Annotated in this window: 9 protein-coding genes; all 9 read left to right on the forward strand. The window is 62.8% G+C overall.

Annotated features, from left to right (window positions below):
* The first annotated feature begins 109 nt into the window (after positions 1-109).
* The 9 genes from B0G81_RS09085 (at position 110) to B0G81_RS09125 (ending at position 12,169) form a co-directional block, all read left to right on the forward strand.
* The gene (locus B0G81_RS09085; protein WP_134134618.1) at positions 110-1,894 is read left to right on the forward strand and encodes a peptidase S10; all 1,785 of its coding nucleotides are present in this window, start codon (positions 110-112) and stop codon (positions 1,892-1,894) included.
* Between the two features lie 181 nt (positions 1,895-2,075).
* A complete protein-coding gene (locus B0G81_RS09090; RefSeq protein WP_134134620.1) occupies positions 2,076-2,822 on the forward strand; it encodes a FadR/GntR family transcriptional regulator in 747 nt (248 codons plus the stop codon).
* 373 nt (positions 2,823-3,195) lie between these two features.
* Positions 3,196-3,528 carry a helix-turn-helix transcriptional regulator gene (locus tag B0G81_RS09095; RefSeq protein WP_134134622.1) on the forward strand — a complete coding sequence of 111 codons (333 nt, stop codon included), beginning with the start codon at positions 3,196-3,198 and terminating at the stop codon, positions 3,526-3,528.
* Between the two features lie 3 nt (positions 3,529-3,531).
* Entirely contained in the window at positions 3,532-4,851 is a 1,320-nt protein-coding gene (locus B0G81_RS09100) for a type II toxin-antitoxin system HipA family toxin (protein ID WP_134134624.1), read from the forward strand.
* A 236-nt stretch (positions 4,852-5,087) separates the two neighbouring features.
* The gene (locus B0G81_RS09105; protein WP_134134626.1) at positions 5,088-5,831 is read left to right on the forward strand and encodes a (Fe-S)-binding protein; all 744 of its coding nucleotides are present in this window, start codon (positions 5,088-5,090) and stop codon (positions 5,829-5,831) included.
* Complete coding sequence (locus B0G81_RS09110; protein ID WP_134134629.1) at positions 5,828-7,222, forward strand: lactate utilization protein B; 1,395 nt, start codon at positions 5,828-5,830, stop codon at positions 7,220-7,222. Before B0G81_RS09105 ends, B0G81_RS09110 begins: the two co-directional genes overlap by 4 nt.
* Positions 7,209-7,796, forward strand: coding sequence for an LUD domain-containing protein (locus B0G81_RS09115; RefSeq protein WP_134134631.1), 588 nt, complete (start codon positions 7,209-7,211; stop codon positions 7,794-7,796). Before B0G81_RS09110 ends, B0G81_RS09115 begins: the two co-directional genes overlap by 14 nt.
* 261 nt (positions 7,797-8,057) lie before the next feature.
* Complete coding sequence (locus tag B0G81_RS09120) at positions 8,058-9,908, forward strand: VRR-NUC domain-containing protein (RefSeq protein WP_134134635.1); 1,851 nt, start codon at positions 8,058-8,060, stop codon at positions 9,906-9,908.
* On the forward strand, positions 9,905-12,169 hold the full coding sequence (locus tag B0G81_RS09125) for an ATP-dependent DNA helicase (RefSeq protein WP_134134638.1): 2,265 nt from the start codon (positions 9,905-9,907) through the stop codon (positions 12,167-12,169). The genes B0G81_RS09120 and B0G81_RS09125 overlap by 4 nt, the downstream gene beginning before the upstream one ends.
* Positions 12,170-12,198 lie beyond the last annotated feature (29 nt).

The following is a 12,198-nucleotide window of genomic DNA, read 5'->3' on the forward strand; positions in this document are numbered from 1 at the left end:
CAGTTTTCGATTGACGCCGTAAATGCTTGCGTCAAAAATCGAGCGCCGAGTTCGTCTTAAGCCTGCACCTTGCGGACATCGGCGCCTATCGACACTCGTCGGGAAACTCATGGGCCTTCGCTTTACCTTCTGGTTGCGCCAATCCTTGATGGCGGGATCCATGGCGGCCGCGCTAGTCGCGATGGCGCTCGTGCTTGCCGCACTCGCCATGTTCAGCACCCTGTGCGCGGCGGCTGAACCGGGCGACTCGCCGGAAGCCGCAGCGAGCGCCGATACCGAGGCATCGGAGCCGGACGCGCCCCGCTTCGTGAGCGGCCAGCCCGGTCAGCGCCCGGAGCCGAACGGCCAACCGCAGCAGGACTCGCAGGATGCGGCGCCGAAACGCGCGCCTGCGCAGCCACGCGCGGTCGCGTCGGCGCAGAACGAAGCGTCGGGCAGCACGGCGCAGCGCAGCGCGAAAGCGGAACCGACGGGGATTCCCGTACCGCCGGAAACAGCATCCGTCACGCAGCATTCCATTCGGCTCGATGGCCGCAAGATCGACTACACGGCCACCGCCGGCAACCTGCTGTTGCGCGACAAGACGGGGCAGGCCAACGCGAGCGTTTTTTATATTGCCTACACCGTCGCCAGCAAAACGCCGCAGACGCGGCCGGTCACGTTTCTGTTCAACGGCGGTCCGGGCGCCGGCACCGTCTTTCTGATGATCGGCTCATTCGGGCCGAAGCGGGTGCGTACCGCGAGCCCGGATATCACGCCGCCCGCACCGTATACGCTCGCCGACAATCCCGACAGCCTGCTCGATAGCACCGACCTCGTCTTCATCGACGCTGTCGGTGCGGGCTTGTCGCGCGTCGTGGGTCATGGCACGGGCAAAGACTTCTGGGGCGTCGACAAGGACGTGGATGCGTTCTCGCAATTCATCGACCGCTATCTGACGGTGAACCAGCGCTGGAATTCGCCGAAGTATCTGCTCGGCGAATCGTATGGGACCGCGCGCGCCGCGATGCTCGCGTATCAGTTAGGGCAGAACAATATCGCGCTCAACGGCGTGATCCTGATGTCGTCGGTGCTCGATTCGGCCGCGTTTTCGGCGGGTTCGGATTTCAAAAGCGAAAGCTATCTGCCGAGCTTCGCGGCGATCGCCTGGTATCACGGCAAGATCGTGCCGAAGCCGGCCAGTCTGCCTGCTTTCCTCGACGAAGCCCGCGCGTTCGCCCGCGGCCCGTATGCGCAAGCCCTCGCACAAGGCGACGCGCTGCCCGACGCCGAGCGCGACGCGATCGCCGCGCGCGTCGCGCAATTCACCGGCCTCGATATCGCCTATGTGAAGCGCAGCCGCCTGCGTCTCTATCCGTCGCGTTATCGCAGTGAATTGCTGCGCGATCAGGCGCGCAGTGTCGGCCGTTACGATGCGCGTTTTGAAGGCATCGACTTCGACAGCGTGTCGGATCGCCCCGACTACGACGCCTCGGTGAGCAGCGTGTCGAGTGCTTTCGACGCGGCGCTGCATCAGCATTTCGCTCAGGACCTGCACTTCACGCCGGCCGATCGCTACCGCGTCTTCAACGACGAAGCGTTGACGCAATGGGACTGGAAGCATCGCGAATGGTGGGGCGAGCGTTTGCCCGTACCGTATGCGGCCGGCGATCTGGCTGAAGCGATGCGGCAGAATCCGCAGTTGCGCGTGATGTCGTTGAACGGCTATTTCGATCTGGCCACGCCGTTCTACGCCACCGAATATGCGCTCGCGCATCTGGGCTTGGACGGGCCGCTGCGCGCCAATGTGCGAATCGCCTACTATCCGACCGGTCACATGATCTATCTCGACGACGCGGCCTTGCACACGGTCCGGCGCGATCTGGCGGTTTTCTACGCGGCGGGTGCGCGCTAGCGGGTTCCCGACGACTCGCAACGCCGGCCGGCTCGCGTGCCAACCGGATTCGGCCTGTCCCGTTGAACGGTATAATTCGTAGCACCGTCGAAGCGCGACTGCAACCTCGCAACGCATCGTGCCTGGACACTCTCCACGGCCTGAAAACCGCTCGATCAACCGGCTTTACTCACCGCTGCCCATGCCATTTCTCCCGATCCAGGCCTTCACGCGCAAACGGCTGTCCGACGTGGTGTCCGATCAGATCAAGCAACTGATCTCGGACGGCACGCTGATGCCCGGCGACCGCTTGCCGGCTGAACGCGATCTGGCGACGCAGCTCGGCGTGTCGCGGCCGTCGTTGCGGGAAGCGCTGATTCGGCTTGAAGCGGACGGCTACATCGAGACATCGGGGCGGGGCGGTTTTACGGTCGTCGATGTCACGGCGCCGATCATCTCCAAGCCGCTCGCCGAGCTGCTGCTGCAGAATCCGCGCACCAGTGCCGATATTCTGGAGTTGCGCCAGGGGCTCGAAGCGATTTCGACGGTGTATGCCGCGGAGCGCGCCACGGCCGCCGACCTGAAAAAGATCAGCGTCGCGTTCGAGGCGTTGAAGGCCGGCTCGCAGTCTCAGGATCGCGTCAATCTCGCGGAACTGGACGCCGCGTTTCACCTTGCGATCGCCGACTCTACGCACAACATCGCGCTCGCGCATGTGATGCACGGCATCCATACGCTGATTCGCGAGGGCATGCGCCAGTACCATCGGCTGATCGATTACGACGACGCGATGGAAAAGCAGTTGATGAGCCAGCATCAGGCCATCTACGACGCCGTCATGGCACGCGACGCGCAAAAGGCGCGCAAGGCCGCCGAGCGTCATCTGGCCTTCGTGCGCGAGATGTACAAGGAAGATGCGGCGAAGCCTTCGTCTAGTGTGGTTTCGTGATTGCGTGGGCGCCCGGACTGGCCGGCATCTGTTGCTTTTAGTCTTCGCCCTTCAATCATCTTCGGCCGGCGCGGCGATCCATCAACGCGCGAAGTGAAGCGTTCGGGCACTCCCTCCCTGCTGATGCATGACCGACTCATCCCCGGAAGGACCACGTGTTCAGCTCCGGGCAGTTGCTGTCAGTGCAAAGGGAAAGCAGCATTGCCGTCACCGCGGCTCACGCGGTCTGGCGGCACTTTTATGTGTCATATAAGGCACATTGATAGAAGAAACCGAGTTAAAGTGTAGTATACGACACATGATCCTTGACTGATAAGATATCACGTAGGATACAATGTCGACTTGACTGCACTTAACGTATCGCAGGTGGCACATGGACCTTTTTGAGCTTGGAGAAACATTTCGCCTCGCGCGGATTGCCGCAAACAAGACTCAGCAGCAGGTTGCCGAGCAAAGCGGCATCACTCGTGCGCGGATTAGCCGCTTTGAGACGGGACTGCTTCCCGAACTCGGCACCGTCAAGCTGCTGAGTCTCTTCGAGGCAGTGGGGCTCGAGCTTCTGGCTCGTCCGATAGGCCATCGGCGTACGCTCGACGACGTTCTGACCGAACAGCGAACGCTTCCTGTTTCCGTCGACGAAACCCGGCGGCGTGTCCGGCTCCCGCGCTCCGAGGTCAGTGTCAGGGCCACAGGAAAACGCGAATAGCTCATGGCCGTACTCGACATCTACGGCAACTTCACGTTGGTCGGGACGCTGACGGAAGAGGCGCACAGTGGCGTCTTCACCTATCTGCCCGGTACGCCGACCGCCGACGTCGTCTCGCTTCTCATGCCGGTACGAAACGGCTCCTATACCTGGCCCGGGGGCATCATGCCTTCGTTCCAGATGAATCTGCCGGAAGGCTTCAAGAAAGATCTCATTCGTCAACATCTCGGTCCTCACGCGGACGTGAGCGATATGGGGCTACTCGCATTGACGGGCGCCAATACCATCGGGCGGGTAAGAGCAGTCCCGCACGGGGCGCCGCTCGAGATAGCGGGGTCTAACTTCGATATGGCAACGCTTCTCGCGAGTCCGGACTCCAGAGACAACCTTCTCAAACACCTTGAGGCAGGCATTAGAGAGGGTGTTTCGGGGGTCATGCCTAAAACACTGGCTTCCGGTGAGGAGAAGGCGACCGTCTGGACGGACGAGTTCATTTTAAAAACTGGTCCAGTTGACCTGCCGGGTCTCAGCATCAACGAATACCTCTGCCTTGAGGTCGCGAGGAACACGGACCTGAATGTTCCGGAAACACGCCTTTCAGAGGACGGCCGTGTGCTCGCGATACGGCGTTTCGATCTGCAAGCGGATGGCACGCGCCTCGGGGTCGAAGACTTTTGCGCATTGAAGGGCTTTGATCCTGTACGCAAATACCAGGGTACCGTCGAAGACCTTGCGAAGCTCTGTAATCAGTATCTCGGGGTGGATCACCGGAAAGACAGCAAGCGCAAGCTGTTCTTGCTGTTGCTGCTGAACTATGCGCTGCGTAACGCTGACGCGCATATGAAGAACTACGCGTTGACGTACACGAATGAGCGGGACGCTCGCCTTTCTCCCGTGTACGACATCGTGACTGTCACCGCTTACCCTCGCTATCAGGATGACGCACCGGCGTTGTCGCTGAAAGGCAAAAAATTGTGGTGCTCCGGTAAAGCGCTGTTCGAATACGGCGGTGCGCGGCTGAGTCTCTCGCCGACGGATATGAACGCAGCACTCGAGCAGGTGGTAAGCGCGGTGCAGAAAGTGCTTCCGCTGGTCAGCGCATACGCGGACCGGTATCCCGAGTTCAGGAATGTCGGCAAGCGAATGCTGGAGGCGTGGGCGCGAGGTCTCGAGGACATCAAGCCGGATGCGAAGCCTGGAAAGGGGGTGCCTGCTCCTTTGCGTGAACAGGCGGGATTGTCCGAAACGCATTGGGACATCAGGCGAAAAACCCATAACCCGTATAGCGACCCGAACGGACCGTTTGGTCACAAGTCTCGATAACTGGGCGTAGCGTTTGCGACTCGCGCGACGCAAGCTGTCATCCGTCGCCATCGCGCCATTGACACGCTTTCTGGACTTCCTTATATTCTTGGTCAGACCAACCTTACCAGTCAGACTGGCGCGGCGAAATCCTTGGCAATCGTTCAACGCCGCCGCGGCGCCACACTGGTTCACCAACGCGATTCCGCAGTAGAGTAGGTGAATCGCCGGCTGCTGCTTTTCCTTTCAAAGAGCCTATGAAAGTCGCCCTGTTCATCCCGTGCTTCATCGACGCGTTCTATCCCGAAGTGGGGATCGCCACGCTCGAATTGCTCGAACGCTTCGGCATCGAGGTCGACTATCCGCAGGAGCAAACCTGCTGCGGCCAGCCGATGGCCAACAGCGGCGCGCATGCAGAGGCCGCCGGCGCCGAGCGTGTGTTCGCGCGCAACTTTGCCGGCTACGACTACATCGTCGGGCCGTCGGCGAGTTGCATCCATCACGTGCGGGAGCATCTAACCGCGCTCGAACAAACCGACGAAGTGAAGCAGGTCCGCGCGAACGCTTACGAACTCGTCGAGTTTCTGCACGACGTGGTCGGTGCGCGTGAATTTCCGTGGGCTGAGTTTCCGCATCGCGTCGGATTGCACAACAGTTGCAGCGCGTTGCGGCATCTGAAGGAAGCGTCGATTTCGGAAGTGGCGGGCACGCCGTTTTCCAAGCCGCGCACGTTGCTCGAAGGCGTGAAGGGCATCGAGTTCGTCAAGCCGGCGCGGCCCGACGAATGCTGCGGTTTCGGCGGCACTTTCTCCGTCACCGAAGAGCCGGTGTCGGTGCGCATGGGGCAGGACAAGGTGCGCGATCATCTGAACGCGGGCGCCGAATATATCGTCTCAGGCGACATGTCGTGTCTCATGCATCAGCAAGGCTGCGCCGAACGCATGAAAGCCGACGCGCGCTTCATCCACATCGCGCAGGTCCTCAACGGAGCACGCGCATGAGCAACCGGATCGATCACGCGAAAGCGGCGGGCGCTTTCATCGGCAAGACGGAGCATGTTGCGTTTCACGACAAACGTCTATGGGATTTGCGCGAGAAGCGCGACGTGCAGGCGCACGGCATTGCCGAATGGGAGACGATGCGCGAGCTCGCATCGGGTATTAAAGAGCACACGCTGTCAAACCTCTCGCAGTATCTCGAACAGTTCGCGGCGGCCGCCGAAGCCAACGGCGTGACCGTCCATTGGGCCGCCACCGCCGAAGAGCACAACGCGCTCGTGCACCAGATCATGTCGGAGCGCGGCATGACCACGCTCGTCAAAAGCAAGTCGATGCTCACCGACGAATGCAAGATGCGCGAGTATCTCGAACCGCGCGGCATCACGGTGATGGAAACGGATCTGGGCGAACGCATCCAGCAACTCGATCATCAGGACCCGAGCCATATGGTGGTGCCGGCCGTGCACAAGCTGCGCGCCGATGTCGCCGAACTGTTCGGCCGCACCATCGGCACCGATCCGAAGAACAGCGACATTCACTACCTCGCGGAAAGCCAGCGCATGAACACGCGGCCGTACTTCGTGCGCGAGAAGACCGCCGGCATGACGGGCTGCAATTTCGCGGTGGCGGAGACCGGCACGGTGGTGGTGTGTACGAACGAAGGCAACGCGGATCTGTCGGCGAACGTGCCGCCGTTGCATATCGCGTCGATTGGAATCGAGAAGCTGATTCCAAAAGTATGCGACCTCGGCGTGTTCATCCGCATGTTGTCGCGCAGCGCGCTCGGCTCGCCGATCACGCAATACACCTCGCATTTCCGCGCGCCGCGTCCGGGCACGGAGATGCATTTCATTCTCGTCGATCACGGCCGCTCGGAGCGGCTCGCCATGGAGGACTTCTGGTATTCGCTCAAATGCATTCGCTGCGGCGCGTGTATGAATACTTGTCCCGTGTACCGGCGCAGCGGCGGGCTGTCGTACGGCGGCACTTACTCGGGGCCGATCGGCGCGATCATCAATCCGACTTTCGATCTGAAGCGCTATAGCGCGCTGCCGTTCGCGTCGACGCTCAATGGCAGTTGCACCAACGTGTGTCCGGTGAAGATCAATATTCACGAGCAAATCTACAAATGGCGCACGGTGATTGCCGAACGCCATGAAGTGCCGTTCGTGAAGCAGGAAGTGCTGAAAATGGCGGGGCGCTTGCTGGCGAGTCCGACCTTGTATCGCGCGACGGTGTCGTCGATGGGCAGCGCGCTGCGGCGGCTGCCGAATTTCGTGCTGTATAACCCGCTGAATATCTGGGGCAAGCAACGCGAGTTGCCGGAGGCGCCAAAGCTGACCTTCCACGCCTGGTACAAGAAGAATCGTGGAGGTGACAATGGCAACGCGTGAGGCTTTTCTGGACAAGGTGCGGCAGGCACAGCCGCCGGCGCGGCCACGGCCTGAAGTGCCGCTCTTCGACCCAGCGGGCGGCGATCTGCGCGCGCGCTTCACGGCGGCCTTGCAGGCAATGGGCGGCACCTGCGTCGAAGCCACGTCTGCTGCCGAGGTGAGCGGATTGATTCGCGAGCGCTTCGGCGCTGAGGCGTCGGTGGCTTCGGCGACCGCGGAAGTGTCGGGCACGCGCCCGCTCACCGCCGACACGGAACCCGCTTCGCTACAGGATATCGACGTGGGCGTCGTGCGGGCGCGCTTCGGCGTCGCTGAGACCGGCTCGGTGTGGTTCAGCGAGCGCGAGTATGTGGTCAACGCGCTGGGCTACATCGTGCAGCATCTGGTCGTGCTGCTCGACCCGGCGCAACTGATCGACGGCTTGCAGGACGTGTACCGGCGCGATGATTTCCGCGATGCCCGCTATGCGGCGCTCGTCACCGGACCTTCGGCGACGGCGGATATCGAAGGCGTGCTGATTCGCGGCGCGCAAGGCGTGCGTTCGTTGACGGTGGTGTGGCTGGCGGCGCAATGAAAATGCAGTAGCGGCGGCACGATCGAATGACACAATGCGGCATCCCGTTCGATAAGCCTGCCACTCTGCTGACATGGAACTCCGGCATCTCCGATACTTCGTCGCCGTTGCGGAGCACGCGAGGGTAAAGCGGCGCGCGGACGGATTCGCATGGCGGTACGTTCAAGCCCCGCTAGGATGTCGCCTCAAGGCCGTGTGGCCGGGCCGGCCACGGAGTTTGCTATCATCACTGTATAAACATACAGGTTTCATGAAAGTGCCGTGGCGACACCCGTCTCTCCCTACGCCCTCTACTATCTGCTGAACTTCGAGCGCGCTCTGGCGTGGCTCGCGCAGCGTTACGACGATCTGTTCGACGCGCACGAACACGCCTTTCTGCGCGAGTTCGCCGCGCTGCCGCAGTCTTCGCGCGCGCTACTGGTTCGCATGCTCATGCGCAAAGGCACGCTGTTCCGCGCGAGCCGCCTGTCTTACGACGAAATCGGCTGCCCGTTGCAGGCAGCGGCGCCGATCGCGGCGCTCGGCTGGGTCGACACCGAACCGGGACTCACGCTCGACGAATTGTTCGCACTCACCACGCGTGCCGAGTTGATGGAGATTTTCTCAGACGCCATCGCGATGATTCCGGGCGCAAGGAGCCTGCGCAAGTCGGATCTGCTGGAAACACTGCGCCCGTTTTACGCAAGTGAAAGCGACGAGCAAGACGCCACGGCGCGTCCGCTTTCGGCATGGCATAGCCGAACGGAGGACCGCGTTTTTGACGTGGCGATCGCGCCGCTTTGTGAACGCTTGCGGTTGATGTTCTTCGGCAATTTGCAGCAGGAGTGGTCGGAGTTCGTGCTCGCCGATCTCGGCGTGTTCCAGTACGAGAAAGTGGCGTTCGCGCCGTCGTCGCGCGCGTTTCAGCAGCGCGCGGATGTCGACGTCTATCTCGCGTTGCACGCGTGCCGTGATGCGCTCGAATGGTTACCCAGTGGCGAGACGGAAGCGCTCGCAGTCGAAGAGATCGTCGCCACTGTCGTCGCCATTGAAACGGCCAACCCCTGGCTTGAAACTCGGCGCGCGAAACTTTTGTTCCGCGTCGGCCAGCTGTGCGAGCGTCGGCAGAACTGGGCGGCGGCGCTCGCCGTTTATGAGCGTTGCGCGTGGCCCGGCGCGCGTCATCGGCGCATGCGCGTGCTCGAACGCAGCGAGCGTTTCGACGATGCTTTCGCACTGGCCTCGCAAGCCGCCGCCGCGCCGGAGAGCGAAGAAGAGGCGCAACGCGTCGCGCGCATGCTGCCGCGTTTGCAGCGCAAGCGCGGCGAACCGGTTGCGCGTGTGCCTGCCGCTCGCCCGGTCGAGCGCAGCACGCTCGTGCTGCCGCGACCCGAGGCGCCGATGCCGGTCGAATACGTCGCCCGCGATCACTTGACATGCGAGACCGCGCCGGTGCACTACGTCGAGAACGCGCTGATCAATTCGCTGTTTGGGCTGTTGTGCTGGGAGCCGGTTTTCGCGGCGTTGCCCGGCGCGTTTTTTCATCCGTTCCAGCGCGGTCCGGCCGATCTGCACGCGCCGGATTTTCATGCGCGCCGCGCAGAGCTGTTCGCCGCGTGTCTCGAACAACTCGATAGCGGTGCCTACCGCGAGACGATTGTGCGGCATCTGCATGGCAAGGCGGGGCTGCAATCGCCGTTCGTGTTCTGGGGGCTGCTTACGCCGGAACTCGTTGCATTGGCGCTCGACTGTCTGCCGGCCGCGCATCTGAAGCTGTGGTTCGAACGCTTGCTGCGCGACGTGCGCGGCAATCGGTCCGGTTTGCCCGACCTGATCCGCTTCTGGCCGGCCGAACGTCGCTATGAGTTGATCGAAGTGAAGGGCCCGGGCGACCGCTTGCAGGACAACCAGATTCGCTGGCTCGCGTATTGCGCGCAGCACGGGATGCCGGTGCGCGTGCTCGACGTGCGCTGGGCTGATGAAGAGGTAGTTGCCGAAGGTGGCGCGGCTGAAATTGCCGCCGACGCTACCACCAAGGCTTTCTCTGAGGCCGCCACAAACTGCACGATCGAGGTTGCTGCCGAAGCCGCCACAAAAGCCGTCATCAGCCCCACCACCGAGGCCCGCGCATGACCTACGTGGTCGCCGTACGGGCGATGTGCGAGTTCACCGCGAGGCGCGGCGATCTGGATCTGCGCTTCACGCCGGCGCCGACCTCGCTCGAAGGCATGGCGGGCCACGTGACCGTCGCCGGCCGGCGCGCGAGCGGCTACGAAACCGAGATCACGCTGACCGGCACGCACCGCAATCTGACCGTGCGCGGGCGCGCAGACGGCTACGATCCCGTCGCGAACCGCGTGGAAGAGGTCAAGACCCATCGCGGCGATCTCGAACGCATGCCGGCCAATCACCGCACGCTGCACTGGGCGCAGGCGCTCGTCTACGGTCATCTGCTGTGCCGGACGCGGGAGCTCGCGGAGCTGACCGTCGCGTTGGTGTACTTCGATATCGGCACGCAGAAAGAGGTGCTGCTGACGCAAACGCATACCGCGCTCGACCTGGAGATTTTCTTCGTCGAGCAATGCGAGCGGTTTCTCGATTGGGCCGTGCAGGAAGAAGCGCATCGGGCCGCGCGCAACGCGTCGCTCGGCGCGCTGCAGTTTCCGCATGGGCAGTTTCGCAGTGGGCAGCGCGAGCTGGCGGTGTCGGTGTATCGCGCGGCGCGTGACGGCAAGCCTTTGATGGCGCAGGCGCCGACCGGCATCGGCAAAACGCTCGCGACGATTTTCCCCTTGCTCAAGGCGTGCGCTGCGGACCAGATCGAGCGGATATTCTTTTTAACCGCCAAGACACCGGGCCGCGCGCTGGCATTGGACGCAATCGAAACCCTCCATCAAGGCGCCACGCGTCTGCCGTTGAGAACCCTCGAACTGGTCGCGCGCGACAAAGCCTGCGAGCATCCCGACAAGGCCTGCAACGGCGAATCCTGTCCGCTCGCGCGCGGCTTCTACGACCGGCTCGACGCGGCCCGCAGCGCGGCGCTGGCCGGTGCGCGCCTCGACCGCGCGGCGGTGCGCGACGCGGCGCTCGCCAACGAGGTCTGTCCGTACTATCTGGCGCAGGAACTGGCGCGCTGGGCCGACGTGGTGGTCGGCGACTATAACTACTACTACGACAGCAGCGCGATGCTGTACGCGCTCACGCAGATCAATCAATGGCGCGTCGGCGTGCTGGTGGACGAGGCGCACAATCTGCTCGACCGCGCGCGGCGCATGTACAGCGCGTCGCTCGATCAGGGGGCGTTCCGGCTCGCGCGCAAGACGGCGCCCGCCACCTTGCGCAAGCCGCTCGAGCGGCTGCAACGCGAGTGGAGCGCTGTCAAACGCGCGCAGACCGAGACCTATCAGGTCTATGCCGACGTCCCTGGCAAACTGCTCTCGGCCGCGCAGAATCTGATCGGCGCCGTCACCGATCAACTGGCGGAAGCACCGCTTTCCATCGACGAAGCGTCGTTGCGCTTTTTCTTCGACGCGATGCATTTCGTCGCGCTGGCTGAGCAGTTCGGCGAGCATTCCATCTTCGATATCACGCTGGCCACAGACCGTTACGCGCCGCGCGACAAAACGAATGCCACGCTGTGCGTGCGCAACGTGATTCCCGCGCCGTTTCTCGCGCCTCGCTACGCGGCGGCGCGCACCACGGTGATGTTCTCGGGCACGCTCAACCCGCATCATTTCTATCGCGACACGCTGGGCCTGCCCGAACAGACCCAATGGCTCGACGTGGAAGGCCCCTTTCGCGCCGAGCAGTTGCAGGTGCGCGTGGCCGGCAACGTATCGACGCGTTGGCGCGACCGCGAGCGCTCTCTCATGCCGATCGTCGATCTGATCGCGAAGCAATACGCCGCGCAGCCGGGCAACTATCTGGGCTTTCTGAGCAGCTTCGAGTATCTGCAGCGCGTGGTCGCGCTGATGCGCGAGCGGCATCCGGATTTGCCGGTCTGGGCGCAGGAACCCGGCATGGACGAAACTGCGCGCGACGCGTTTCTTGCGCGCTTTCGCACCATGAACCAGGGCGTGGGCTTCGCAGTGCTCGGCGGCGCATTTTCGGAGGGCGTCGACCTGGTCGGCCGGCAATTGATCGGCGCCTTCATCGCCACGCTCGGTTTGCCGCAGATGAACGAGATCAACGAACAGATGCGTCGCACGATGGAGACGAGGTTCGGCAACGGCTACGACTACATGTATCTATACCCCGGCTTGCAGAAAGTGGTGCAGGCGGCCGGGCGCGTAATTCGCACGGAGCAGGACCAGGGTGTGGTGCATCTGATCGACGACCGTTATCGGCGGCCGGAAGTGCGGCGCTTGCTGCCGCGTTGGTGGGACGTGCAATAAATAATGCGGCAACCGGCGCTTCACTAGCG

Origin of the sequence: Paraburkholderia sp. BL6665CI2N2 (assembly GCF_004366535.1) — a bacterium.
Classification (GTDB): Bacteria; Pseudomonadota; Gammaproteobacteria; order Burkholderiales; family Burkholderiaceae; genus Paraburkholderia.